This is a genomic window from Simplicispira sp. 125 (genome assembly GCF_003096555.1).
Taxonomy (GTDB): Bacteria; Pseudomonadota; Gammaproteobacteria; order Burkholderiales; family Burkholderiaceae_C; genus Simplicispira.
In genome coordinates this window covers 1,337,018-1,362,401 of the sequence record NZ_QEKM01000001.1, presented here as the reverse complement: position 1 = coordinate 1,362,401, position 25,384 = coordinate 1,337,018, and the positions used below count along the sequence as shown (strand labels likewise).

General features: G+C 65.3%; 26 protein-coding genes and 1 pseudogene. 20 read left to right on the top strand and 7 right to left on the bottom strand.

Going from position 1 to position 25,384, the window contains the following annotated elements:
* Window positions 1-89 precede the first annotated feature (89 nt).
* The 6 genes from C8D04_RS06180 to C8D04_RS06155 all read left to right on the top strand — a co-directional run bounded on the left by C8D04_RS06180 (window position 90) and on the right by C8D04_RS06155 (window position 5,536).
* On the top strand, window positions 90-1,115 hold the full coding sequence (locus tag C8D04_RS06180) for a sulfate ABC transporter substrate-binding protein (RefSeq protein WP_116006054.1): 1,026 nt from the start codon (window positions 90-92) through the stop codon (window positions 1,113-1,115).
* Window positions 1,116-1,426: 311 nt separating this feature from the next.
* The gene (locus tag C8D04_RS06175) at window positions 1,427-2,470 is read left to right on the top strand and encodes a methionine ABC transporter ATP-binding protein (RefSeq protein WP_116004059.1); all 1,044 of its coding nucleotides are present in this window, start codon (window positions 1,427-1,429) and stop codon (window positions 2,468-2,470) included.
* 3 nt (window positions 2,471-2,473) lie between these two features.
* Entirely contained in the window at window positions 2,474-3,139 is a 666-nt protein-coding gene (locus C8D04_RS06170; protein WP_116004058.1) for a methionine ABC transporter permease, read from the top strand.
* Between the two features lie 231 nt (window positions 3,140-3,370).
* On the top strand, window positions 3,371-3,808 hold the full coding sequence (locus C8D04_RS06165) for a host attachment protein (RefSeq protein WP_116006053.1): 438 nt from the start codon (window positions 3,371-3,373) through the stop codon (window positions 3,806-3,808).
* 37 nt (window positions 3,809-3,845) lie between these two features.
* Window positions 3,846-4,832: a zinc-dependent alcohol dehydrogenase family protein gene (locus C8D04_RS06160; protein ID WP_116006052.1), complete on the top strand. Its 987-nt coding sequence runs from the start codon at window positions 3,846-3,848 to the stop codon at window positions 4,830-4,832.
* Between the two features lie 35 nt (window positions 4,833-4,867).
* A complete protein-coding gene (locus tag C8D04_RS06155) occupies window positions 4,868-5,536 on the top strand; it encodes an alpha/beta family hydrolase (protein ID WP_116004057.1) in 669 nt (222 codons plus the stop codon).
* Window positions 5,537-5,549: 13 nt separating this feature from the next.
* On the opposite strand, the gene C8D04_RS06150 is transcribed toward C8D04_RS06155, so the two are convergent.
* The 3 genes from C8D04_RS06150 to ftsH form a co-directional block, all read right to left on the bottom strand.
* Window positions 5,550-6,194, bottom strand: coding sequence for a phosphoribosyltransferase family protein (locus tag C8D04_RS06150; protein WP_116004056.1), 645 nt, complete (start codon window positions 6,192-6,194; stop codon window positions 5,550-5,552).
* Window positions 6,191-6,757 (bottom strand): phosphoribosyltransferase family protein, encoded by a 567-nt coding sequence (locus C8D04_RS06145; RefSeq protein ID WP_116004055.1) that lies wholly within the window; start codon window positions 6,755-6,757, stop codon window positions 6,191-6,193. Before C8D04_RS06145 ends, C8D04_RS06150 begins: the two co-directional genes overlap by 4 nt.
* Before the next feature lie 88 nt (window positions 6,758-6,845).
* Window positions 6,846-8,726 (bottom strand): ATP-dependent zinc metalloprotease FtsH, encoded by a 1,881-nt coding sequence (ftsH, locus tag C8D04_RS06140; protein ID WP_116004054.1) that lies wholly within the window; start codon window positions 8,724-8,726, stop codon window positions 6,846-6,848.
* A gap of 118 nt (window positions 8,727-8,844) precedes the next feature.
* On the opposite strand from ftsH, the pseudogene C8D04_RS06135 reads away from it, so the two are divergent.
* Window positions 8,845-8,961, top strand: a pseudogene (locus C8D04_RS06135) (DL-methionine transporter permease subunit); the annotation flags it as partial.
* A 78-nt stretch (window positions 8,962-9,039) separates the two neighbouring features.
* Here C8D04_RS06135 and C8D04_RS06130 read toward each other — a convergent pair.
* A complete protein-coding gene (locus C8D04_RS06130) occupies window positions 9,040-9,744 on the bottom strand; it encodes a ligase (protein WP_116004053.1) in 705 nt (234 codons plus the stop codon).
* A gap of 87 nt (window positions 9,745-9,831) precedes the next feature.
* Between C8D04_RS06130 and C8D04_RS06125 the strand changes: the two genes are divergently transcribed.
* From C8D04_RS06125 to C8D04_RS06115, 3 genes are all read left to right on the top strand, one after another.
* A complete protein-coding gene (locus tag C8D04_RS06125) occupies window positions 9,832-10,917 on the top strand; it encodes a DUF6817 domain-containing protein (protein WP_116004052.1) in 1,086 nt (361 codons plus the stop codon).
* A 73-nt stretch (window positions 10,918-10,990) separates the two neighbouring features.
* Complete coding sequence (locus C8D04_RS06120; protein WP_116004051.1) at window positions 10,991-11,815, top strand: MetQ/NlpA family ABC transporter substrate-binding protein; 825 nt, start codon at window positions 10,991-10,993, stop codon at window positions 11,813-11,815.
* A 157-nt stretch (window positions 11,816-11,972) separates the two neighbouring features.
* Window positions 11,973-12,521 carry an NAD(P)H-dependent oxidoreductase gene (locus C8D04_RS06115; protein ID WP_116006051.1) on the top strand — a complete coding sequence of 183 codons (549 nt, stop codon included), beginning with the start codon at window positions 11,973-11,975 and terminating at the stop codon, window positions 12,519-12,521.
* Window positions 12,522-12,656: 135 nt separating this feature from the next.
* Here C8D04_RS06115 and C8D04_RS06110 read toward each other — a convergent pair whose 3' ends face one another.
* A complete protein-coding gene (locus tag C8D04_RS06110) occupies window positions 12,657-13,295 on the bottom strand; it encodes an FMN-dependent NADH-azoreductase (RefSeq protein ID WP_116004050.1) in 639 nt (212 codons plus the stop codon).
* A gap of 128 nt (window positions 13,296-13,423) precedes the next feature.
* Between C8D04_RS06110 and C8D04_RS06105 the strand changes: the two genes are divergently transcribed.
* Together C8D04_RS06105 and C8D04_RS06100 are read left to right on the top strand one after the other, a co-directional pair.
* On the top strand, window positions 13,424-14,356 hold the full coding sequence (locus tag C8D04_RS06105; RefSeq protein ID WP_116701325.1) for a LysR family transcriptional regulator: 933 nt from the start codon (window positions 13,424-13,426) through the stop codon (window positions 14,354-14,356).
* 120 nt (window positions 14,357-14,476) lie between these two features.
* On the top strand, window positions 14,477-15,343 hold the full coding sequence (locus C8D04_RS06100; protein WP_116004049.1) for an HDOD domain-containing protein: 867 nt from the start codon (window positions 14,477-14,479) through the stop codon (window positions 15,341-15,343).
* 4 nt (window positions 15,344-15,347) lie between these two features.
* Here C8D04_RS06100 and C8D04_RS06095 read toward each other — a convergent pair whose 3' ends face one another.
* Window positions 15,348-16,385, bottom strand: coding sequence for a tellurite resistance/C4-dicarboxylate transporter family protein (locus tag C8D04_RS06095; protein ID WP_233521123.1), 1,038 nt, complete (start codon window positions 16,383-16,385; stop codon window positions 15,348-15,350).
* 440 nt (window positions 16,386-16,825) lie between these two features.
* On the opposite strand from C8D04_RS06095, the gene C8D04_RS06090 reads away from it, so the two are divergent.
* The 8 genes from C8D04_RS06090 to C8D04_RS06060 all read left to right on the top strand — a co-directional run bounded on the left by C8D04_RS06090 (window position 16,826) and on the right by C8D04_RS06060 (window position 23,868).
* Window positions 16,826-17,821, top strand: coding sequence for a sulfate ABC transporter substrate-binding protein (locus C8D04_RS06090; RefSeq protein WP_116004048.1), 996 nt, complete (start codon window positions 16,826-16,828; stop codon window positions 17,819-17,821).
* A 2-nt stretch (window positions 17,822-17,823) separates the two neighbouring features.
* Entirely contained in the window at window positions 17,824-17,976 is a 153-nt protein-coding gene (locus C8D04_RS18655; RefSeq protein ID WP_158550288.1) for a hypothetical protein, read from the top strand.
* Window positions 17,977-17,982: 6 nt separating this feature from the next.
* The gene (gene cysT / locus C8D04_RS06085; RefSeq protein ID WP_116004047.1) at window positions 17,983-18,822 is read left to right on the top strand and encodes a sulfate ABC transporter permease subunit CysT; all 840 of its coding nucleotides are present in this window, start codon (window positions 17,983-17,985) and stop codon (window positions 18,820-18,822) included.
* Window positions 18,823-18,961: 139 nt separating this feature from the next.
* Window positions 18,962-19,867, top strand: coding sequence for a sulfate ABC transporter permease subunit CysW (gene cysW / locus C8D04_RS06080; RefSeq protein ID WP_116004046.1), 906 nt, complete (start codon window positions 18,962-18,964; stop codon window positions 19,865-19,867).
* A gap of 12 nt (window positions 19,868-19,879) precedes the next feature.
* Window positions 19,880-20,989, top strand: a complete 1,110-nt coding sequence (locus tag C8D04_RS06075; protein WP_116004045.1) for a sulfate ABC transporter ATP-binding protein — start codon at window positions 19,880-19,882, stop codon at window positions 20,987-20,989.
* A gap of 33 nt (window positions 20,990-21,022) precedes the next feature.
* Window positions 21,023-21,535, top strand: a complete 513-nt coding sequence (locus C8D04_RS06070; RefSeq protein WP_116004044.1) for a disulfide bond formation protein B — start codon at window positions 21,023-21,025, stop codon at window positions 21,533-21,535.
* 29 nt (window positions 21,536-21,564) lie between these two features.
* Entirely contained in the window at window positions 21,565-22,188 is a 624-nt protein-coding gene (locus tag C8D04_RS06065; protein WP_116006049.1) for an NAD(P)H-binding protein, read from the top strand.
* Window positions 22,189-22,257: 69 nt separating this feature from the next.
* Window positions 22,258-23,868, top strand: coding sequence for an HD family phosphohydrolase (locus C8D04_RS06060; protein WP_116004043.1), 1,611 nt, complete (start codon window positions 22,258-22,260; stop codon window positions 23,866-23,868).
* 58 nt (window positions 23,869-23,926) lie between these two features.
* Here C8D04_RS06060 and argA read toward each other — a convergent pair whose 3' ends face one another.
* Window positions 23,927-25,273 (bottom strand): amino-acid N-acetyltransferase, encoded by a 1,347-nt coding sequence (gene argA, locus C8D04_RS06055; RefSeq protein ID WP_116004042.1) that lies wholly within the window; start codon window positions 25,271-25,273, stop codon window positions 23,927-23,929.
* Window positions 25,274-25,384: the final 111 nt, after the last annotated feature.

Here is a 25,384-nt window from a genome sequence, read left to right as displayed (position 1 = left end):
AATTTTATTCGTTTCAGTTTTTAAGATGGCCTTGCAGAATGCATTGCACCGGTGGCTTGCACCGTTTCCAACATTCTTCCGAGGCCCCCATGCAACTTCGCCGCCACTTTATCAAGTTTCCTTTTGCCACCGCCCTGGCCAGCGCCTTGGCCCTGACGGCATTGCCGTCGTTTGCCCAATCCGTGACCTTGCTCAATGTGTCCTACGACCCGACGCGGGAGCTGTATGTGCAGTTCAACCAGGCCTTTGCCCGCCACTGGAAGGCCACGAGCGGGCAGGACGTGGCCATCCAGCAGTCGCACGGCGGCTCGGGCAAGCAGGCGCGCTCGGTGATCGATGGCATCAGCGCCGACGTGGTGACGCTGGGCCTGGCGCCGGACATCGATGCGCTGGTGAAACACGGTGCGCTGGTGGCGCCGGACTGGCAAAAGCGCCTGCCGCACAACTCGGCACCCTACACCTCGACCATCGTCTTTCTGGTCAAGAAGGGCAATCCCAAGGCCATCCAGGACTGGGGCGATCTGGTCAAACCCGGCGTCGCCGTGATCACACCCAACCCCAAGACCTCGGCCGGCGCGCAGTGGAACTACCTGGCCGCCTGGGAATACGGCAAGCGCCAGGGCGGCGGCAGCGAGGCCAGCGCCAAGGACTTTGTCGCCCGCCTGTACAAGAACGTGCCCGTGCTGGACACCGGCGCGCGCGGCGCCACCATCACCTTTGCGCAGCGCGCCATGGGCGATGTGCTGCTGGCCTGGGAGAACGAGGCCTATCTGGTGCTCAAGGAATTTGGCGCCGAGAAGTTCGAAATCGTCGTGCCCTCCATCAGCATCCTGGCCGAGCCCGTGGTGGCGGTGGTCGACAAGAACGTGGACAAAAAAGGCACGCGCAAGGTGGCGCAAGCCTATCTGGCGTATTTGTATTCGGACGAAGGCCAGGACATCGCCGGCAAGAACTTCTACCGCCCCACGGGCGAGAAGGCCCGCGCCAAGTACGCGGCGCAGTTTCCCCAGTTGTCGCTGTTCACCATCGACCAGGCCTTTGGCGGCTGGGCGAACGTGAGCAAACTGCACTTTGCCGATGGCGGCCTGTTCGACCAAATTTATGCCAAAAAGTAAGGCCGTGCCGGCCCCCGCCGCACCCGCGGCCCCGGCGCCGCTGCAGCGCCTGCTGGGCACCACGGCCGCCGCCTGGCGGCTGCGTTGGCCCTTGGGCCGCACGCAACTTGTTGCAGTGCGCCATAATTGAGCCCCTGCAGCTTTTAGAGCCTAAACAGGCTCTAAGGCAATAACAGCAAGCGCTGACAGCTATGAAAAGCATAGTTGACAACCGCCGCCTGCCGTGTGCCCAGTGCTGCATCCTCTTTTTTTATACCTATTTATCCACGGGTTTTCGCAGCGCAGCCGGCGTGCGAGAGCCTGTTTTTCCCATGATCGAGTTACGGGGACTTTCCCAGACCTACCCGGGCCCTACGGGCCCCGTCGAAGCCCTGCGCGGCATCGACCTGCACATTCCGCCAGGCGAGGTGTTCGGCATAATCGGCAAGAGCGGCGCGGGCAAAAGCTCGCTGGTGCGCACCATCAACCTGCTCAACCGCCCCACCGCTGGCGCTGTCATCGTCAATGGCCGCGACCTGACCCAGCTGAACGACGCCAAGCTGCGCGCCGCGCGCCGCGACATCGGCATGGTGTTCCAGCATTTCAACCTGCTGTCTTCGCGCACCGTGTTCGACAACGCCGCGCTGCCGCTCGAACTCGCGGGCATGTCCAGGGACGAAATCCGCCGGCGCGTGGACCCGCTGCTCGAACTGGTCGGCCTCACCGCCCTGGCCGAGCGCTACCCGGCGCAGATCAGCGGCGGGCAAAAGCAGCGCGTGGGCATTGCGCGCGCGCTCGCCAGCCGGCCCAAGGTGCTGCTGAGCGACGAGGCGACCTCGGCGCTCGACCCCGAAACCACACGCTCCATTCTGGATTTGCTGCGCAAGGTGAACAAGGAGATGGGCCTCACGGTGGTGCTCATCACGCACCAGATGCAGGTCATCAAGCAGGTGGCCGACCGTGTGGCCGTGATCGACGCCGGCCGCATCGTCGAGCAGGGCCGGGTGCTGGACGTGTTCACGCGCCCGCAGCAGGCCATCACCAAGAGCCTGATCGACGAGATCGTGCCGCAGGAGCTGCCCGCCAGCGTGATGGCGCGCGTGCGCCAGCTCTCGGCCGGGCTCAGCGGCGGCGTCGGCCAGCTGCTGCGCCTGTCGTATGCGGGCGAGAGCGCCTACCAGCCCATCCTGTCGCACCTGATCCGCGACCTGGGGCTGGAGCTGTCCATCCTGCACGGCCAGATCGACGAGATCCAGGACCAGCCCTTCGGGTCGCTGGCGGTGTTTGCCAGCGGCGCGGCCGAACAGATTCAAAGTGCCGTTGCGCACCTGCGCCAGCATGGCGTGCAGGTCGAAGAAGTGCCGAGCAAGGATTGAGCGATGTTTGAAAATTTCTCTGAAATGATGCTGGAGCTGTTTGCCACCTCGCTGTGGGAAACCATCGTCATGGTCGGCATCTCGGGCGTCGTCGGCGCGCTCATCGGCATCCCGCTGGGCGTGTTCCTGCGCCTGACCGACCAGGGCGGCGTGCTCGAAAACAGCCCGCTCAACAAGACCGTGGGCTGGATCGTGAACGCCGTGCGCTCGACGCCGTTCATCATCCTGCTGGTGGCCATCATCCCGTTCACGCGCTTCATCACGGGCTCGTCGATCGGCACGGGCGCCGCCGTGGTGCCGCTGACGCTGGCGGCCGCGCCCTTCATCGCGCGCCTGGTCGAGACCGCGCTGCGCGAGGTCGACAACGGCCTGGTCGAGGCCGCCCAGTCGATGGGCGCGACCACCGGCCAGATCGTCTGGAAGATTTTGCTGCCCGAGGCGCTGCCTGGCATCGTCGCCGGCCTGACCATCAGCTTCGTGAGCCTGACCGGCTACTCGGCCATGGCCGGCGCGATCGGCGGCGGCGGCCTGGGCGACCTGGGCATCCGCTACGGCTACCAGCGCTTTCTGCCCGACATCATGCTGGCCGTGGTGGTGGTGCTGATCTTTTTCGTGCAGGCCATCCAGAGCCTGGGCGACTGGGCCGTGCGCCGCCTGAGCCACCGCTGAAACCCCTGTTTTGATAGCTGCTGGCGCTTGACGGATAAGCCCCAGAGGCTGATTTGGCCCTTGTTTTGCACGGCACCGCCGGAAAGAAAAGCAGCCGGCAAAAACGCAGCCTGATCCCGGCGCTGTGCGCCGAGGGCTGGCCCGGTGCGCGCGCGGCGGGTTGCTGGCTTGACCGGCCTGGTCCATGGGGGGAAGATGAAAATTCTTTTCACACCGAAAGCGGGGCGCACCATGGAAAAACCAGTCTGGGCGGTAGTGGCCAATGGTTCGAAAGCCCGTGTGCTGGAGCAGGACTCCACCAAACCAGGGCGCTGGACGGAAGTGGAGTGCTTGCTGCATCCGCAAAGCCGCTTGCACGGCGCCGACGCCGGCCATGAGCCGGCCGGGCATGCGATTGCCGGCCGCTCGGGTCTGGCGCCGCGCAGCAGTCCCCAGGAGCATGAACGCCGCATCTTTGCGCAGCAGATTGCCGATGCCGTCGGCGCGGCGGTCGCCGAGCAGCGTGTCGGAAGCATCGTGGTGTTCGCCTCCAACCCCTTTCTGGGCGAGTTGCTGGCGCACCTGGACAGTGGGTCCCGCCAACGGGTGGCGGACAGCCATGCGCTGGACCTGACCAGCCTGGGTCTGCAAGAACTTGCGCAGCGCCTGCACAGCGACTTCCAGCTTTGAAACGCCGCGGGTGACCACCATGACCGGGCCTGTGACCATGCGCGCCATGGTGCTGGAGCAAACGGGCCAGCCCCTGCGGCTGACCGAGTTGCCCATGCCCGTGCCGCAGGCGGGCCAGTTGCTGCTGGCCGTCGAGGCCTGCGGCGTCTGCCGCACCGATCTGCATCTGCGCGATGGCGAGTTGCCCGACCCGGTGTTGCCCGTGGTGCCGGGCCACGAGATCGTGGCCCGGGTCGCAGGCCTGGGGCCCGGTGTGCAGGGCTGGCGCCTGGGCCAGCGCGTGGGCGTGCCCTGGCTGGGTTGGACTTGCGGCCAATGCCGCTTTTGCACCAGCGGCCGCGAGAACCTGTGCGAGCGGGCCCGGTTCACGGGCTACCAGTTGAACGGCGGTTATGCCGAGTACACGCTGGCCGATGCGCGCTATTGCCTGGCCCTGCCCGAGGCGCCGGCGGCCGAGCATCTGGCGCCGCTGCTGTGCGCCGGCCTGATCGGCTACCGCGCGCTGCGCCTGGCCGGCGACCCGCGCCGGCTCGGTGTCTACGGCTTTGGCGCGGCTGCGCACCTCATCACCCAGCTGGCGCGCGCCCAGGGCCGCGAAGTCTTTGCCTTCACCCGCCCCGGCGATGGCGCCAGCCAGGGGTTTGCCCGCAGCCTGGGCGCGAACTGGGCCGGGGGAACCGATGAAGCCCCGCCGCAGCTGCTGGACGCGGCGCTGATCTTCGCCCCCGCAGGCCCGCTGGTGCCCATCGCCCTGCGGCACCTCGACAAGGGCGGCTGCGTGGTCTGCGCGGGCATCCACATGAGCGACATCCCCGGCTTCCCCTACGCCTGGCTGTGGGGCGAGCGCAGCATCCGCTCCGTGGCCAACTTGACGCGCGCCGACGGGCTCGCATTCTTCGAGGCGATCCGGCAGGCGCCGCTGCGCAGCGAGGTCACGGTGTTCGCGCTGGAGCAGGCGAACGAAGCGCTGGAGCAATTGCGCCAGGGCGCGCTGCAGGGCGCGGCGGTGCTGCGCATGGCCTGATCCGTCTCCAGCGCAATTTTTCACAGGAGGCAGCGATGGCATCGCCGTTGAAACCGCTGGAACAACTGGTGCGCATTCCCGTGGACCAGATCCCTATCGAGGGCCTGCTGGCGCTGCCCACCGCGCCCATCGGGCTGGTGCTGTTCGCCCATGGCAGCGGCAGCAGCCGGCACAGCCCGCGCAACAACTACGTGGCCGGGGTGCTGCACGCGCGCGGCGTGGGCAGCTTGCTGCTCGACCTGCTCACGCCCGAGGAGGACCAGGACTACCGCACCCGCTTCGATATCCCCCTGTTGACGCAGCGGCTGCGCGCGGCGACGCGCTGGCTGGGCCGGCAGCCGCTCACCCAGTCCTTGCCCCTGGGCTACTTCGGCGCCAGCACCGGGGCGGCCGCCGCCCTGATGGCCGCCGCCGCAGAGGGCCAGGCCATCCGGGCCGTGGTGTCGCGCGGCGGGCGGCCCGATCTGGCCGGGCCCGAGGCGCTGGCCCGCGTGGATTGCCCGACCCTGCTGCTGGTGGGCAGCCGCGACGAAGAGGTGCTGGAGCTCAACCGGCAGGCGGCCTCGCACATGCGCTGCCCGCACCGCTTGAGCGTGGTGCCGGGCGCCACCCATTTGTTCGAGGAGCCGGGCACCCTGGAGACCGTGGCCCGGCAGGCCGCCGACTGGTTCGAAAAATATCTGCCGCCTGCAGCGGCTGCTTGAGCGGGGCGGGCCTTCAGGGGCGGAGCAGGGCGATCACCTCGTCGTCCTCGACCTGGGCAAAGTCCCGGTAGAACTGGCCCACGGCCTGGAAGTCGGCGGGTGCCTGCAGGCACAGCACCTCGTTGGCCAGGGGGCGGACCATGGTGAGCGCTTCCGGCGACGACACCGGCACGGCGCAGACCAGCTTGGCGGGATGGCGCTGGCGCAAGCCGTGCAAGGCGGCGACCATGGTGGCGCCGGTGGCGAGCCCGTCGTCCACCACGATGACGGTGCGGCCCGCGGGATCGAGGGGCGGCCGTATCGGCGTGTACTGCACCCGCCGCTGGCGGATGACCTCCATTTGCCGGTGCTTTTCGGCGGCAATGTAGTCCTGGTCGGCACCGGCCGAAGCGGCGTAGGGCGACACATAGACCCAGCCGCTCTCGTCGACCGAGCCGATGGCCAATTCGGGCTCGTAGGGGGCGCGCAGCTTGCGCACCAGCACCACATCGAAGTCACCCTGCAGCGCCGCCGCCAGGGATTTGGCCATGGGCACCGCGCCGCGCGGTATGGCCAGCACCAGCGGCTTTGTGCCGCGATAGGCCTGCAGCCGCTCTGCCAGCCGGTGGGCGGCGTCGGCACGGTCGCGGAACAGATGGGGGCGGTCCGGGGGATTCATGGCGCACGCCCGGGTTGCACCAGATCGATCTGGAAATCCGTTTCATACGGCGGTACATGGCAATCGATGATGCTGCCGGGAGCGACTTGCAGCCGCACCCCCACCACATCGGCATGCACCGGCAGGCGTGCGACGCAGCGGTCCACCAGGACCGCGACCCGGATCTGCTGCGGCTGCTTGCGCGCCAGGTACTGCAGCACGCGCAACAGCGAATGGCCGGTGTACAGCACATCGTCCACCACGAGCAGGCTGTGCTCGGAGAGGTCCAGCTCGGCATGGCCGGCCGGTTCATCGAGCCGGGTCTCGGGGTAGAGCAGGGTGAGGTCGTCGGCATAGCGCTTGACGGAAAGGTCCAGCCGCAGCGGCGGGGCCATGCCGTGGCGCTGCACCAGCAGATCGGTCAGGCGCTGGGCCAGCGGCGCGCCGCGCCGCAGAATGCCGATCACCGCCAGGCGTTGCTGCGGTTGCAGCTGGGCTGCGACCTGGCTCGCCATGGCTTGCAGCACCGCATCCAGTTCGGCCTGGTCGTAAAGACAACTTCGGACTTCCGCAGATGGGTGCATGGCAACCTCCGAATGGTGGCCGCTCCAGGGCGGCGATCAGGCCAGTGTCGGCAACACGGCGGCAGAAGTCAATCACGCCGGCACGGCATCACGCCGCAGGCCCGCTCCGTGCGGTTTCGGCCAGGGGCAGCAGGTCGGCTTCGGTGAGCGTTTCCTGCGCCAGCAGTTTGTTGGCGCCTTCTTGTAATAGCGTGCGCCGCTCGGTCAGCACCGCGCTGGCGCGGGCAAAGGCCTCGTCCACCAGGGCGCGCACGGCCATGTCGATGCGCCGCGATGTGTCGTCCGACAGGCCGCGCTCCAGCGCCATGCCTTCGGGCAGGTCGAGAAAGCGCGGCTGCTGGCGCTCGTAGACCACCTGGCCGACTTCGGGCGACATGCCGTAGCGCGCGACCATGTCGTGCGCGATGTCGGTGGCCTTGACCAGGTCGTCGGCCGCGCCCGTGGACACTTCGCCTATCACCAGGGCTTCGGCCGCGCGCCCGCCCATGAGCACCGCCAGGCGGTTGCGCAGCTCGCTCGCGCTGGCCAGGTAGCGGTCCTCGCTGGGGCGCTGCAAGGTGTAGCCCAGCGCGCCGATGCCGCGCGGGATGATGGAGATTTTGTGCACCGGGTCGGTGCCCGGCAGCGCCATGGCCACCAGCGCATGGCCCATTTCGTGCACGGCCACGGTGCGCCGCTCCTTGTCGCCGAGCACGCGCTGGTGGCGCTCCAGGCCGGCGACGATGCGCTCCACGGCGGCGGTGAAGTCGGCCATCGCCACGGCGTCGGCGCCGCGCCGCGTGGCCAGCAAGGCCGCTTCGTTGACCAGGTTGGCCAGGTCGGCGCCGGCAAAGCCCGGCGTCAGCGCGGCCACCGCGTCGGGGTCGACATCGCCGCCGAGGTGCACTTTCTTGAGGTGCACGCGCAGTACATCGACACGGCCTTTGCGGTCGGGCCGGTCGACCAGCACCTGGCGGTCGAAGCGGCCGGCCCGCAGCAGGGCCGGGTCGAGCACCTCGGGGCGGTTGGTCGCCGCCAGAATCACCACGCCCGCACTGGTGTCGAAGCCGTCCATCTCGGCCAGCAGCTGGTTCAGCGTCTGTTCCTTCTCGTCGTGGCCCCCCGAGATCGGGCCCACGCCGCGCGCCCGGCCCAGGGCGTCCAGCTCGTCAATGAAGATGATGCAAGGCGCCGAGGCGCGGGCCTGCTCGAACATGTCGCGCACGCGCGCCGCACCGACCCCCACGAACATCTCGACGAACTCGGAGCCCGTGATGCTGAAGAAGGGTACGCCGGCCTCGCCGGCCATGGCGCGTGCCAGCAGCGTCTTGCCCGTGCCCGGCGGGCCCACCAGCAAAATGCCCTTGGGCATGTGCGCGCCCAGCCGGCCGTGGTCCTTGGGGTTTTTCAGGAACTCCACCGATTCGCGCAGCTCCGCCTTGGCCTCGTCCACCCCCGCCACGTCGTCGAAGCTGACCTTCACGTCGGTTTCCGAATGCAGCTTGGCGCGGCTCTTGCCGACGGACAGCAGACCGCCCATGCCGCCTTGCGCGGCAAGGCGCCGGCCGATGAAGCTCCACAGGGCCAGCAGCATCAGGCCCGGCACCACCCAGGACAGCAGCTCGCTCAGCAGTTTGTTCTCCACCACGCCTTCAAAGCGCACGTCGTAGGCAGACAACTCCTGGGCGAGGGCCGGGTCAACGCGCGTCGTGACGATGCGCGTGCGCCCATCGGCCTGCGGGGTCTTGAGCTGGCCCTCGATGAACTGGCTGCTGATCGAGATGGATTGCAACTGGCCGGCTTTCAGGTGCTGCAGAAACTCGCTGTACGGTATGGGCTGCACCTGGTTGGAGGTGACCCAGAGATCGCGCAGCCAGAACAGTGCCGTCAGCGCCAGGATCACCAGCCACAGCTTGCTGGGGTTCCACTGCCAGGGCGGCTGGGGCGCTGTGGGTGGTGGCTCGGGGCGGGATGGCTGGGGGAGCGGCATGGTGGGCTTTTCCTTCACCGAATGGGGCCTGCCCGCGCTTGGCTCGGCCCAAGCGCCCAGAATGGCAGAAAAAACGGAACCTGCCTACCGGCTTGTGCGTCTTTCTGGAAATTGCCCAGGCTACCAGCGCTTCTTGCCCGACGCCATGCTCGCCGTGGTGGTGGTGCTGAGCTTCTTCGTGCAGGCCATCCAGAGCCTGGGTGACTGGGCCGTGCGGCGCTTGAACCACCGCTGATTGCTATCGAATGGTGAGCTGTCAGCGCTTGACCAGTAAGCGTTAGAGCCTTGTTTTTATGTGCATTGAAGGCCCGGCTCAGGGCTGCTGTGCAGCGCCGGGCAATGCGTGCTCCAGGGCCTGCTGCAGGCGCAGGGCCAGCGCTGCGTTGCTGAAGGGCCGGTCGGCCAGTTCCGCGCACGAGACGGTGCGGCTGCGCAGCGCCGACACGTCTTGCGGCTGCCCCACGGCGTGGCACAGCAGCGGCCAGTCGGGCGCGGTGCCCAGCGTGCCCGCCACCAGCAAGACGCCATGGCGCTGGCGCCGCTGCGCCAGGCCGACCAGCTTGCGCCCCTGTTCGTCCACCAGTTCCCACGGCGCCAGGCTGCCATAGCAGGCCCAGTCCACCACCGGGCCCATGCGCGCATTGGCGCCGGCCACCTCGCTGGCCGGCAAGGCCCGCGCCGACACGCCCATGTCGGCCAGAACGGCGGCATGCAGCAAACCCAGCGGGCGGTAGCTGTCCACCAGGCTCTGGCCCACCCACGGGTGCTCGGGCGGCAGCACCACGGACACGCCCACCAGCCACGGCCCCGTCAGCACGGCACCGCCGCCCGAGGGGCGCTGCAGCAGCCCCTGGGGCTGCCGGGGCGCCATGCTGGCCAACAAGGCGCGCTGCGAGCAGCCCAGCACGATGGTCGGTGCGGCATAGCGCCAGACGCGAAAGCGCGGCGCCGCCACGGGCTCGGCCAGCTGGCGGCTATTCCAGTCCTGTTCTTCAGCGGCGGTGGTGGTGGCGGTCATGGCGCGTGCTCCAGTGTAGCTAGGGGGGCAGATCTTATCTGCGCCAGCGGTGATACTGCCAGTACAAGAACCCTTCGGAGACACCCCATGCACTTGCCATTCCAAGCACTCGACCCCTATTTGTTCACCCGCGCCCAGGCGCTGCTCGACGAAGAGTGGCTGCACAAGGATGCCGACCTGGCGCCCGTGCTGCCCACCGTGCTGGCGCGCAACGTCGGCCAGGACTGGCACAAGGCCGGCACCTTCCGCCACCACCTGGTGGGCGTGGCGCGCTCGCTCACGCAGTGGCAGCAGCCGCGCGACGTGCGCCTGCTCGGCCTGCTGCACAGCGTCTACGGCAACGCTTTTGTCGACCTGGTCAAGTTCGATGCGGCCAGCGAGCGCGGCCGCCTGCAAGCCCTGGTGGGCGAGAGCGCCGAGCACCTGGTCTACCTGTTCTGCACCCAGTCGCGCGCGCAGTTCGTGCAGCGCGTGCTGGCCGGGCAGATCGAGCCCGACGGCAGCGTGGTGCTCGACAAGAACGGCCAGCGCCACGTGCTCACGCCCTACGAGGTGGCGGCCTTCATCGTCGTCAGCATGGCCGACACCATCGAGCAGTGGTTCAGCTGGCAGGACGACATCTTCTCGTGCTTTCCGAGCGTGCCGCAGCGCCCGCAGGCCGTGCACTGGGCGGCTTCGCTGTGGCCCGGCCCGATGCGCCCCAGCGCCCGCATGCTGAGCCAGATCGCCGCCCTGGGCCAGGCGCTCCAGCACCCGGGCCTGCAAGGCCTGCTGCCCGTGCCGCCGGTGTTTGCGCACTGCACCCAGCCGCTCGCCGCTGCTGACGAGGCCGCCGCCACGGCGCTGTACTGGTCGGTGATCCAGCAAGAGCACCCGCTGGCCGACCTGGACGTGGCCACCGCCATGCTCGAGCAGGCCGTGCGCCTCAACCCCTGGGTGGGCGAGCCGCAGATGGTGCTGGCCCAGCTCTACCTGTCGGCCGGCCGCTCCGCCGACGCGCTGCAGGCCGCCGACAGCGCCCTGCAAGCTTTCAGCGCCTGGGGCAACGCGTGGGACAAGCGCGTGCAGTGGGACGCCTGGGTGGCCTGGACGCGCATCCTGCGCCAGTCGGCCAGCGAAGGCGGCTGGCCCGAGCGGCTCGATAAGCTCAACAACGTGGCGCTGCGCAGCTGATTCGTTATACCGATATTGCGTAAGGAAATGAAAACACAGTCGTTTGGGTTTGATAGGGTCAACCCTAAGATGCATGCCATCTCTGACTGAAAGGTTTTCCGTGAACAAACGCTCCCTGCTGCAATCCACCCTCGTTCTGGCCCTGGCCGCCGGCCTCAGCACCGGCGCCCTGGCGCAAGACAAGGTACTCAAGGTCGGCGTGACCGCCGGCCCGCACGCGAAAATCTTCGAGCAGGTCAAGAAAGTGGCGGCCAAGGACGGGCTGAAGATCCAGATCGTGGAGTTCAGCGACTACGTGCAGCCCAACGCCGCCCTGGCCGCTGGTGACCTGGATGCCAACGGTTACCAGCACCAGCCCTACCTCGACGCGCAGGTCAAGGACCGTGGCTACAAGCTGGTGTCCGTGGGCACCACGGTCAATTTCCCCATCGGGCTGTACTCCAAAAAGGTGAAAAACCTGAACGAGCTGGCCAACGGCGCGCGCTTTGGCATTCCCAACGACCCCACCAACGGCGGCCGCGTGCTGCTAGTGCTGCAAGCCAAGGGCCTGATCAAGCTGAAAGACGGCGCAGGCCTCAAGGCCACGCCGCTGGACGTGGTGAGTAATCCCAAGAAGCTCAAGTTCGTCGAACTCGACGCGGCCCAGCTGGCGCGTTCGCTCGACGACCTGGACGCCGCCGCCATCAACACCAACTTCGCCATCTCGGCCGGCCTGAACCCCAAGACCGACTCCATTGCGCAGGAAGACGCCAACAGCCCCTATGCCAACCTGATCGTGGTGCGCGAGGCCGACAAGGGCAAGCCCTGGGTGGCGCAACTGCTCAAGGCCTACCAGTCGCCTGAAATCCGCCAGTTCATTCAGACCGAGTTCAAGGGGTCGGTGTTGCCGGTTTTTTAACCTTTTAGGGTTCTAGCGCTTATCTGTAAAGCGCTGAATGCTATTGAAAGAATAGTCTATGGTGGCAAAGGGGGCGCGCTGTGCAGGGTGCGCCGCCGAGGTCTATCATGGCTTTGCCCGTGCTTTCACGGCCTTTTCCACGTTCCAAGGAGCATCCATGAGCCAGTTCCAGATCGCTGTCATCGTCGGCAGCCTGCGCAAGGATTCGTTCAACCGCCAGTTGGCCACGGCGCTGGCGCGCTTGGGGCCGGCAGACTTTCAGTTCACGCAGCTGCGTATCGATGACCTGCCGCTGTACAACCAGGATAGTGACGGCCAGCAGGCGCCGTCCGTGCTGCGGCTCAAGGGGGAAGTCAAGGCGGCGCAGGGCCTGCTGTTCGTCACGCCTGAATACAACCGCTCGATTCCTGGCGTGCTGAAAAATGCCATCGACAACGCTTCGCGTCCCTATGGCCAGAATGCCTGGGCCGGCAAGCCGGCAGGCGTCATCGGTGCGTCGGTCGGTGCCATCGGCACGGCGTTGGCGCAGCAGCATCTGCGCAACATCCTGGCCTACCTCGATGCCCCCACGATGGGCCAGCCCGAGGCTTTCATCCACGCCAAGGAGGGTCTGTTCGATGCCGATGGCAACATTGGCGAAGGCAGCAAAAAATTCCTGCAGGGCTGGATGGACCGGTATGTGGCCTGGGTCAAAAAGCACGCCTGAATGCTATTGAGTAAATAGCTGCTTGCGCAATACCACAGGGCGTTTGCGCTTGATTTTATGTAAATATAAGCCATCAAAAAACCCGGTATCGACCGGGTTTTTTGATGCGCGGCACGGCGGCCATGCCGCGCCGCTTCAGGCAGCCTGCGCCACCAGCGGCTGGTTGGCGGCCTGGTCGCAGATGGCCTGCGTGGCGCTCTCCAGCGCGGCGGCCTTGGCGGCCTCGCCCATCGCAACGCCTTCGGCGCGCACGAAACGCACGTCGGTCACGCCGAAGAAGCCCAGCACGGTCTGCAGGTAGCTCTCCTGGTGTTCCATGGCGCGGCCGCCTTCGCTGGTGGAATAGACGCCGCCCCGGCTCGACGCGATGATCACGGTCTTGCCCTTGGCCAGGCCTTCGGGGCCGTTGGCGGTGTACTGGAAGGTGCGGCCGGGCTGTGCCAGGCGGTCGATCCAGGCCTTGAGCTGGGTCGGGATGCTGAAGTTGTAGAACGGCGCGCCGATCACCACCACGTCGGCCGCCAGGAACTGGCTCACCAGCTGCTCGGAGACAGCGTTCTCGCGCTGCTGGCTTTCGCTCAGGTTGTCGGTCTGGCCGGTGCGCGGGGCCATGGCGTCCATGGTGAAGTGGGTCGGCGCGTTGGCCACGAGGTCGAGGTAGCTGACCTGCGTGCCGGGGTGGCTGGCCTTCCAGGCGGCCACGATCTGGGCGGTGAGCTGCCGCGAGACGGACTGGGCGCCGGTGATGGCGGAATCGATGTGAAGCAGTTGCATGGTGATCTCCGAAGGGGGTTAACCACAGCGTGTGGCGATGGATAGATTGTGGAGATCAGCGCAGTTTTTGATAAGTTGGCAGATTTACGATAGATTGTCCTGTTTGTAGAACAATGAAAGCGCCCGCCATGCAGGATCTCAATGACATGCTGTATTTCGCCGAGGTGGTGGAGCGGGGCGGTTTTGCCGCGGCCGGCCGGGCCTTGGGTATTCCGAAGTCGCGCCTGTCGCGGCGGGTGTCCGAGCTGGAGGCCCATCTGGGCGTGCGCCTGCTGCAGCGCACCACGCGCAAGCTCTCGCTGACCGATGTGGGCGAGGCCTATTTGCGCCATTGCCAGGCGCTGCGCGAGTCGGCCTTGGCTGCGCAGGACACCGTGGCACAGGTGCAGGCCGCGCCGCGTGGCACCCTGCGTGTGAGCTGCCCCGTGACCCTGGCGCAGACCGTGCTGGGCGAGGTGCTGCCGCAATTCCTGGCGCGCTATTCGCAGGTGCGGGTCGAACTGCAGGTCAGCAACCGGGTGGTGAACCTGGTGGAAGAGGGTGTGGACGTGGCCTTGCGTGTGCGCGCCTCGCTCGAAGAAAGCGGCAGCATGGTGGTCAAGCGCCTGGATCTGGCGCGCCAGGTGCTGGTGGCCAGCCCGGACCTGCTGATCCGCCAGGGCACACCGACCACCCTGGCCGACCTGGCGCGCATGGACAGCATTGCCATGTCGGCGCCCGACGGGCGGGCTACCTGGCATCTGACCGGTCCGGGGGGGGCGCAGCAGGTGGTGCAGCATACCCCGCGCTATGTGGCCGACGATCTGCTCACTCTTAAATTTGCGGCACTGGCGGGCACCGGGATTTGCTGGTTGCCCGACTACATGTGCCATGACGAAATCCACACACGGCGCCTGGTGCGGGTGTTGCCCGACTGGGCGCCTGCGGTGGGCATCGTGCATGCGGTCTTCCCGTCGCGCCGGGGTTTATCACCAGCGGTGCGGCATTTTTTGGATTTTTTGGGAGAAACCCTGCCGGGCCGCAGCAGCCAGGCCACCCGGGTGCTACAGCAGGCGCGTTGACGGCTGGACAAAATGGCCAGGCGATTCTTTGGGGATCTGTTTTGCCGCCACAATGCAAGCAATTGCAACAAAGCGGACAGGGTGGCGTGATGCGCCGCCTGGAATAGCCAGGAAGACGACGTGACCCCCCATCCGATTGACCAAGAGATACAGAACGCACGCCGAATCTCATCGGTGCGTGCCATCGTGATACCGCCGTGCCCCGAATCGTTGCTGCGCCTGCAGAGCATCCTGGCGCAACCTGAACCCGACGCGGGCGCCCTGGACCAACTGGCCTCGTCCGATGTGGCCATGGCGGCGGCGCTGATCCGCCAGGCCAACAGCCCGCTCTATGGCCTGACCCAGCCGGTACAGACCGTGGGCATGGCGCTGACGGTGCTGGGCCTGCGCCCGTCGGTAGAACTGCTTTCGGCCTTCATCACGCGCCATGCGCTGCAGGTGCGCTCCCCCTTGCTGGAGCATTTCTGGGAAAGCTCGCAACGCCGGGCCATGGCCTGTGAACACATGGGCCACCAGCTCTACAGCTTTGACCCGGGCCTGGGTTACAGCTTTGGCCTGTTCTGCCATGTGGGCATGCCGGTGCTGGTCAAGGCGGTGCGCGGCTACGCCAGCACGGTGACCGAGGCCCTGGCCCGCAAGGACCGCACCTTTACCCAGACCGAAAACGCCAGCCACCGCACCGACCACGCCGTGGTGGGCGCGATTGTGGCGCGCACCTGGCATCTGCCGGGCGATGTGGCGCAGGCCATCTGGTTGCACCATGACTTTAGCTGCCTGCGGGAAGAACGTTTTAGCGTGGTGGTGCGGCAACTGGTGGCGCTGGGCTTGCTGGCCGAATACCTGGTGAACCACCACGAAGGGCTGGAGCCCTCGCGCGAGTGGCATCAGCATGGACAGGCCTGCCTGCAGCACTTGCATGTGTCAGACGAAGAGCTGAACCACTGGATCGACGAGTTGCACCCCGCCTTCGAGGCGGTGCGGTTTTAAACCCTCAGCCTTTCGACCACACGATGCGCCAGGCCTGCCGGGCCGCACCCACGAGTGCCGCAGTCCAGGTGGCACAGGCCGCCACCAGGAAAACCGGTGGTAGCGCGCCGAGAAAGTCAAAACCCATGGCCAGCCGCATTTCCTGGGTGCTGGCGGCATACATGCCCAGCGGGAACACGGCGCCCCAATACAGTGGGTCATACCGTAGCCCAAACCGCTTCACGCCATAGCGCCAGACGGCCAGCACCAGCAGCATGGGGATCCACCAGGTGCCGGTGGCCCAGTAAAACACGGTGAAACCTTTCAGAAAAGGGAGCAGCGATGCCAGAAAAGGCGCGTCCGGCGTGTTGACGATGAGCAGCGACCCGGCCAAGGTCGAAATGGCCATTGCGCCCATGTTGATCCAGTAGGGCGGCGCCAGGTCCCCCGGGCTGAAGGGGAAGAAGGTATAGCGGTAGAAGATGAGCGACATCATCCAGATGTAGAGCATGCCGCCCCACAGCCACATGGAGAGCGCAAAAAAGTTCAGCTCCAGCCGGTAGGGCTGCCCAATGTGCGTGGCCAGCAGTGCGCTGAGCACGGCCACCGATTGCGTGGCGACAACAGCCAGCAGCCAGCCGCCGCTGATACCCCGGTCCAGCGTTGGCTTGTTCTCTTTGATCGTCAGCGCAGTGAAGATGGTGTAGGTCAGCAGCAGCCATAACCCCAGGCCCAAGCCCCAGAGCGCCAAGCCAGCGCCCGTCCAGCCCACCAGTAGCAGGCACTGGCTGCCCAGCACATTGGTTGCTGCCACTGAGGTAAAAAAGGCCGGGCCGCGCAAATGGCCCAGCAAGTCGTCCAGAAAACGTTGGCGAAACAAGGCCAGGCGCGCCAGGTACAAAACCCACAGCACGGCATACAGCCCCAGGTTGAGCGCAAACAGCGCCAAGGCAAGTGCGCGCAGCCCCAGCATGTGGGCGGCAATGGACACGATGCCGGTCGCCATGACCATGCCAAAGTTGGCGGGCGACATAGCCGCCAAAGCGGGGCGCCAACCGGGCATGGTGGGTGGAGCAAGCGCAGGGGTCACGGTGGGGGCCATAAGCAAGTGAGCGCCATCATCCTAGAAACGGCAGTTGACCGCTTTATATCTTTTGCCAAGCCGCATGAAAGCTATCGTTGATGGCTTCGATGGTGTTCACCTGATGGGTGAGAGCGTTATGCATCCGCCAGCACCGCGCTCAGGGCGTGCCATGCGGCGTTGTTCCTCTTTGCGGGCAGGAGCCCGCCGCGTCGTCTCATCTTGCCTGGCTCCCAGATCACGGCACCGGCGGACTCATCCAACTGCCGTTTCTAGGATCATAAAACGAGTCCCAATGACTGTCGCGTTTGATATGTGTTTTTGGAATGACTTTACAAACAAATATTCGTTTGAGTTTTAAAGCATGCTCCGCACAATGGTGCCATTCCCGTTTTTATAGCGCCCTGCGCGCTCTGCCCGCCATGAAAATTCGCCTCCTTCTTGCCAGCCTTGCCCTGGGTGCCAGCTCGCTTGCCTCTGCGCAAAATGCACTGCTCAACGTGTCCTACGACGTGGCGCGTGAGTTTTACAAGGACTACAACACCGCTTTCGTGGCTCACTACAAAAAAACGACGGGCCAGGACGTGAAGGTGGACCAGTCGCACGCAGGCTCCAGCGCCCAGGCGCGCGCCGTGAACGATGGCCTGGCCGCCGATGTGGTGACCATGAACACCACCACCGATGTGCAGTTTCTGGCCGACAACGGCGTGGTGGCCAAGGACTGGGCCAAGAAGTTTCCGCACGACGCATCGCCCACCACCTCGACCATGCTGTTCCTGGTGCGCAACGGCAATCCCAAGAACATCAAGGACTGGGACGACCTGACCAAGCCCGGCGTGCAGGTCATCGTCGTCAACCCCAAGACCGGCGGCAATGGCCGCTATGCCTATCTGGCCGCGTGGGGCGCCGTGCGCGAGAAGGGCGGCACCGAGGCGCAGGCGGCCGAGTTCGTGGGCAAGCTCTACAAGAACGTGCCGGTGCTGGCCAAGGGCGGGCGCGATGCCACGGCCACCTTCCTGCAGCGCAACATTGGTGATGTGCTGATCACGTTTGAGTCGGAAGTGGTGTCGGTCGAGCGCGAGTTTGGCAAGGGCAAGGTCGACGTGGTATACCCCTCGGTCAGCGTGGTGGCTGAAAACCCCGTGGCTGTGGTGGAGCGCACCGTCGCCAAAAAAGGCACGGCGCAGCTGGCCAAGGCCTACCTGGACTACCTGTACTCGGAAGAGGCGCAAGAGATCGCGGCCAAACACGCCATTCGCCCGCGTTCGGAAGCCGTGCTCAAAAAATACGCCAGCACTTTCAAGCCACTCAAGCAGTTCACCGTGGCCAAGTATTTCGGCAGCCTGACCGAAGCGCAGAAAGTGCATTTCAACGACGGCGGCCAGTTCGACAAGCTCTACACGCCGGGTGCCAAGTAATAGTGAACACCCCCCAAGTCGCCTGCGGCGCCTTCCCCCTCTTTGCTTCGCTGCGCTCGCGGAGGGTGAACGCCACCAGTGCTGCGGGGCGGCGTTTGCATGGTGGCCGCTGGCCTGGGGTGCGCCAGTTTCCGTCGGCGGTGGGCAACGAATAAATTCCTATGAATGACAAGAGAGGCACTCGCAGGAGTGCCAAACGGGTGCTGCCCGGTTTCGGTCTGACGCTGGGTTACACCCTGTTTTATCTGAGCATCATCGTGCTCATCCCGCTGTCGGCGCTGGTGTTCAAAACCTTCACGCTCACCTGGGACCAGTTCTGGACAGCCATCAGCGCGCCGCGCGTGCTGGCCTCGTACCGGCTCACGTTTGGCGCGTCGTTCATCGCCGCTGTGGTGAATCTGTTTTTCGGGCTGCTGATCGCCTGGGTACTGGTGCGCTACCAGTTTCCGGGCAAAAAAATCATGGATGCACTGGTGGACTTGCCGTTTGCCTTGCCCACGGCAGTGGCCGGTATCTCGCTGACTGCTTTGCTGGCGGGCAATGGCTGGGTGGGGCAGTACCTGGAGCCCATGGGCATTCAACTCGCGTTCAAGCCTGCTGGTATCGTCATCGCGCTGATTTTCATTGGCTTGCCCTTTGTGGTGCGCACCGTGCAGCCCGTGCTCGAAGACGCCGAAAAAGAACTGGAAGAAGCCGCCACTTGCCTGGGCGCCACGCGCTGGCAGACCTTCACCAAGGTCATCCTGCCCTCGATCACCCCGGCCTTGCTCACCGGCTTTGCCATGGCGTTCGCGCGGGCGGTGGGTGAATACGGGTCGGTCATTTTCATCGCGGGCAACATGCCCATGGTGTCCGAGATCACGCCCCTCATCATCATCGGCAAGCTCGAGCAATACGACTATGCGGGCGCCACGGCGGTTGCGGTGGTGATGCTGATGATTTCGTTTGTATTGCTGCTTGTCATCAATGCGCTGCAGGCCTGGCAGCGCCGAAAAGCATGAAACACCCCCTGAATCGCTTCGTGCCATCCCCCTCTCCTTCGGGAGGGGGACGCACCCGGTGGCCTGGCAGAGCCCGTTCCACGGGTGCATTGGCCTGGGCCGCGTCTGCTCCAAGCACAACGTGCCATGGAACGCTGATATGAATACCCGTACTGTTCGCCGCGCACGCGCCGGCACCACCGAGGCACCCTGGGTGCGCTACACGTTGATCGCGGTGGCACTGCTTTTCATGCTGCTGTTTCTGGTGTTGCCGCTCGCGGCCGTGTTTGCCGAGGCGCTGCGCAAGGGCTTTGGCGCCTACCTCGAAGGCCTGCGCGAGCCCGATGCCTGGTCGGCCATCAAGCTCACGCTGATCACCGCGCTCATCGCCGTGCCGCTGAACCTGGTGTTCGGTGTGGCGGCGGCCTGGTGCATCGCCAAGTACGAGTTCAAGGGCAAGGCCTTCCTGACCACGCTGGTGGACCTGCCGTTCTCGGTGTCGCCCGTGGTGGCGGGCCTGGTGTATGTGCTGATGTTTGGTGCCAACGGCTGGATCGGGCCGTGGTTGCAAGAGCACGACATCAAGATCATCTTTGCCGTGCCGGGCATCGTGCTGGCCACCGTGTTCGTGACCTTTCCGTTCATCGCGCGCGAGCTGATCCCGCTGATGCAGGCGCAGGGCAACGACGAGGAGCAGGCCGCCATCGTGCTGGGTGCCACGGGCTGGCAGACCTTCTGGTACGTGACGCTGCCCAACATCAAGTGGGGCCTGTTGTACGGGGTGATCCTGTGCAATGCGCGCGCTATGGGCGAGTTCGGCGCGGTGTCGGTGGTGTCGGGCCACATTCGCGGGCAGACCAACACCATTCCGCTGCATGTCGAAATCCTCTACAACGAATACCAATCCGTGGCCGCATTCGCCGCCGCCTCGCTGCTGGCGCTGCTGGCGCTGGTCACCCTGGTCATCAAGTCGATTGCCGAGTGGAAAAGCGAACAGGAATTGAAGGCAGCGGCCGAGTCGCCACCCGAGCGCCCCGCGCCCACCGTTGCAACGCCCGCGCGCTGAAGGAATAAAACAATGAGTATCGAAATCCGCAACGTCAGTAAACAGTTTGGCGATTTTCACGCCCTGCGCGATGTAAGCCTGGACATTGCGTCGGGCGAACTGATTGCACTGCTAGGGCCGTCCGGCTGCGGTAAAACCACGCTGCTGCGCATCATCGCCGGGCTGGAGACGGCCGATGCGGGCACCATCCATTTCAGCGGCGAAGACACCACCGACGTACATGTGCGCGAGCGCAACGTGGGCTTCGTGTTCCAGCACTACGCCCTGTTTCGGCACATGACGGTGTTTGAGAACGTGGCCTTTGGCCTGCGCGTCAAGCCCCGCAGCGAGCGCCCGAGCGAAGCCCAGATCAAAACCAAAGTGATGGACCTGCTCAAGCTGGTGCAGCTCGACTGGCTGGCCGAGCGCCACCCGTCGCAGCTCTCGGGCGGCCAGCGCCAGCGCATTGCGCTGGCCCGCGCCCTGGCGGTGGAGCCCAAGGTGCTGCTGCTCGACGAGCCTTTTGGCGCACTCGACGCCAAGGTGCGCAAGGAACTGCGCCGCTGGCTGCGCCGCCTGCACGACGAGCTGCACGTCACCAGCATCTTTGTCACCCACGACCAGGAAGAGGCGCTGGAAGTGGCCGACCGCGTGGTGGTCATCAACCAGGGGCGTATTGAGCAAAGTGGCGCGCCCCAGCAGGTGTGGGACCACCCGGCCAGCCCGTTTGTGTATGGGTTTCTGGGCGATGTGAACCTCTTCCACGGCCGGGCACATGAAGGACAGGTGCACCTGCAGGGCATGCAGATGGATGCGCCTGAACACAGTGCGGCGCAAAACGCCCCCGCTTCTGCCTATGTGCGCCCCCATGACCTGGATGTGCAGCGCTACACGCCGGGCACCGGGCAGCCCCTGGGCATCGTTGCGCGGCTGGACCGCGCCATTGTGGTGGGGCCCATCGCACGGCTGGAACTTATTCCCGTGGTCGCCACCAAAGCAGCGGACAATGCGAGCCCTGAAGCCCTGATTGAAGCGCACATCCCCGCGCAGCAGTATCGGGAGATGGGTTTTTCTGAGGGGGATGAGCTGGTGGTGACGCCGCGCCGTGCGCGGGTTTTTCTGGACCAGGCCTCCGGTATCTAATGAAGCGCCCCAGGGCGCTGGACAAGGCGATGAATGATTGCAAACTGGTTTGATAACGCGCCCCGCCGGGTGCTGGCGCTGATCAGCGTGGCCTGTGTGGCCATGCTGGCTTTTGGCATGTACCTGCAGCATGTCGTAGGCCTGGAGCCCTGCCCGATGTGCATCGTACAGCGCTATGCTCTCATTTTGGTAGCTGTCTTCGCAGGTTTGGCAAGCCTTGGAGGCAAAAAAGGCTGGTGGATGTCGTTTGCCGTGCTGGCGGTGGTGTCCAGCGGTTTTGGCGCCTTTACCGCCGCGCGCCAGAGCTGGCTGCAGTGGTATCCGCCCGAGGTGGCCACATGCGGGCGCGACTTCTACGGCATGATCGAAAACTACCCCATCAGCCGGTCGATTCCCATGATTTTCCGCGGCTCGGGCGACTGCTCGGCCATTGACTGGACCTTCCTGGGCGGCTCCATTGCCAACTGGTCGTTCGTCTGGTTCGTGGTGTTCGGCCTCGCCATGCTGTGGCTGCTGGTGCGCGGTCTGCGTGCCGGCCGGGCCTGAATCCCCCCATGACGGCCATCGCCCAGCCTCTGCGCCTGCTGCTTCTGGGCGCCACGGGCGCGGTGGGCCGCGAAGTGCTGGCCCAGGCCCTGGCCGACTCCCGGGTGGCCCAGGTCATCGCTCCCACGCGCCGCCCGTTGGCAGCGCATGAAAAGCTGCTCAATCCCGTCACCGATTTTGCACAGCTGGATGCCACCGCGCCGTGGTGGCGGGCCGATGCCGTGGTTTGTGCGCTGGGCACCACGATCAAGGTGGCGGGCTCGCAACCAGCCTTTGCGGCCGTGGACCGCGACCTTGTCATCGACACCGCGCGGCTGGCCCGGCAGGCCGGTGCCACGCGGATGGCTCTCAACTCTTCGCTGGGGGCTAGTGCCCAGGGCAATTTCTACCTGCGCACCAAGGCGCAGGCCGAAGACGGCGTGCGTGCACTGGGCTACCCATCGCTCACCATCGTGCGGCCCTCGCTGATCAATGCCGACCGCGATGTGGCGCGGCCGGGTGAGGTGGCGGGCCTGTGGGTGGCGCGCGCGTTCGGGCCACTGGTGCCCTGGCGCTACCGGCCCGTGACAGCGCAGCGCATTGCGCAGGCGCTGCTCGACGGCGCATTGCAGGGCCTGCCCGGAGAACATCTGCTGGAATCTGAGCAGTTGTAACGGGCGGGGCGTTTGCCTCTAACATGGCAGCCAATCCAGCCTGCGGAGGCTGGCAATGAAGGCATCGCCATGGGCAAAACATCAGCAATGAATCTGTTCCGCCGCCTGGAGCAGCTCAACGGCATCGGCGCAGCGCTCTCGCGTGAGCGCGACATCGAACGGTTGCTGGAAAACATCCTCGAAGCGGCCAAAACCCTGACCGGCGCTGATGGCGGCACCCTCTACAGCGTGACGGACGACCACACGGCCCTGCATTTCGAGATCATGCGCACGGATTCCCTGGGCATTCGCCAGGGAGGCACCACAGGGCAGTGCATTGCCTTGCCTGACCTGCCCCTGCGCCATGCCGACGGTTCGCCCAACGATGCCCTGGTGGCGGCGCATTCGGCCCTGCACGACCGTACGGTGAACATTGCCGACGCCTATGCCGAGGAGGGATTCGACTTTTCTGGCACGCGCGCCTTTGACCAGCGCACGGGCTATCGTTCGCAGTCGTTTCTGACCGTGCCCATGAAAAACCACGACGGCGAGCTCATTGGCGTACTGCAGTTACTCAACGCCCTGGACCCGGAAACGGGGCAGGTGGTGGCTTTCTCGGAGGCCGACCAGAGCCTGACCGAATCGCTGGCCTCGCAGGCGGCTATTGCGCTGTCGAACCGGTTGCTCATTTCGCAGCTCGAACGTTTGTTCGAGTCTTTCGTCAAACTCATCAACATCGCCATCGACGAAAAGTCGCCCTACACCGGCGGGCATTGCGAGCGTGTACCCGCGCTCACCATGATGCTGGCCGAAGCCGCTGATGCCACGACCGAAGGGCCGCTGGCTGAGTTTCACATGACCGAGCGCGACCGCTACGAACTGCAGATGGCGGGCCTGTTGCACGATTGCGGCAAGATCACGACGCCGGTGCACGTGGTGGACAAGGCGACCAAGTTGCAGACCATTTATGACCGCATCGACCTGGTGGACACGCGCTTTGAGGTGCTCAAGCGTGATGCCGAGCTGGCAGCGCTGCGTGCACAACTGGCCCTGCGTCCGGTGGTGGATGCGGGGGCCGAAGCGGTGGCCCAGTCGAACCTGCAGCGCAAGCTGCAAAGTATCGAGGCCGATCGTGATTTTTTGCGGCGCTGCAACAAAGGCGTGGAGTCCATGCAGCCCGCCGACCAGTTGCGCGTGCGTGCCATCGGTATGCAGCGCCAGTGGCGCAATGTGGAGGGCGTGCAGACCACCTTTCTCACGGCCGAGGAAATGGAAAACCTCACCATTCGTGCAGGCACCCTCACACAGGCCGAGCGCGACACCATCAACTACCACATCGTCGCCACCATCAAGATGTTGGAGACACTGCCCTGGCCGCGGCACCTGAAAAACGTGCCCGAATATGCCGGGGGGCACCATGAGCGCATGGACGGCAAGGGCTACCCGCGCGGGTTGACGCGCGAGCAGATGTCGGTGCAGGCCCGCATGATGGGCATTGCCGATATTTTTGAGGCGCTGACCGCTGCAGACCGGCCCTACAAGAGCGGCATGAAGCTGTCGCAGGCGCTGGACATCATGGAAAAAATGACCCGCAACGGGCACATTGATCCCGATCTGTTTGCGGTGTTTGTGGCCCAGCGCGTGTACCTGCGCTATGCAGAGCGGTTTCTGGACCCCACGCAGGTCGATACTGTGGCTTGATGCTCTGTTATTTGTAGCTATTAGCGCTTGATGGTATTGCGCTAGATGCCAAAAATGCTCAAAGTTTTTTGACCAGCACCTGGCTGCGCCGATCCCAGTTGTATTTGCGTTTGCGGGCCTCGGGCAGCCAGTCGGGGTCTACCTGCACGAAACCGCGCTTGATGAACCAGTGCATGGTGCGCGTGGTGAGCACGAAGATGCTGGACAGGCCCATGGCGCGCGCCCGTTGCTCGATGCGCTTCATCACCTTTTCTCCGTCGCCCTGGCCCTGGCTTTGCGGTGACACGGTCAGCGCTGCCATCTCGGCGGTCTTGGCTTCGGGGTAGGGGTAGAGGGCGGCGCAGGCAAAAATGACGCCATCGTGCTCGATGATGGTGTAGTGGTCGGCATCGCGCTCGATCTCGGTGCGGTCGCGCTTGACCAGGGTGCCGTCTTTCTCAAAGGGCTCGATCAATTGCAGGATGCCGCCCACATCGTCGGCGGTGGCTTCGCGCAGGCTCTCGAGCTTTTCGTCGATGACCATGGTGCCAATGCCATCGTGCACATACACCTCTAGCAGCAGGGCGCCGTCGGTGGCAAAGGGCAGGATATGGCTGCGCTCCACGCCAGCTTTGCAGGCCCGCACGCAGTGTTGCAGGTAAAAACCAGTGTCGGTGGGCTGGTGGGGCGACGAAATTTGGGCGAGCAGGGCTTCTGCGGCAGCCAGCGGCAGCTCGGTGTCGATAGGGTTGTCTTCGCTGGCCGGCGCGTCGTGCTGGATGCGGATACCCGGAATTTCGGTGAGAAAAATCAGCTTGTCTGCCTGCAGCTCGCTGGCGACGCTGGTGGCCACTTCTTCCATGTTCAGGTTGAAGGCCTCGCCGGTTGGCGAAAAACCAAACGGCGACAGCAGCACCAGCGCGCCCATGTCCAGCGAGCGCATGATGCCTGCGACATCCACCTTGCGCACGAGACCCGTGTGCTTGAAATCCACGCCATCGACGATACCCACGGGCCGGGCAGTGAGGAAATTGCCCGAGATAACCCGCACCGTGGAACCCGCCATGGGTGTGTTGGGCAGCCCCTGGCTGAAGGCGGCTTCGATCTCGTAGCGCAGCTGGCCTGCGGCCTCTTGCGCGCAGTCCAGTGCCACGGAATCGGTGATGCGCATGCCATGGGAGTAGCGGGCTGCATGTCCTTTGGCTTGCAATTGTTCGTTGACCTGGGGGCGAAAACCGTGCACCAGCACGATGCGCACTCCCATGCTCTGGATCAATGCCAGGTCCTGCACGATGCCGGGCAGCTTGCCCGCGGCAATGGCCTCGCCCGCAATACCCACCACGAAGGTCTTGCCCCGGTGCATGTGGATGTAGGGTGCCACCGACCGGAACCAGGGGACGAAAGTGAAATTGAAAACGGTGGACATGCGGCAGTGTGGGCGGTCAGAAGGGTGAAAAACATCCGACGGAGCGCCGGTGCGCGATTTTCACCGAATTTGACGGAGCCTACGACGGCGTCGGATTTGCACCCGGCAAGT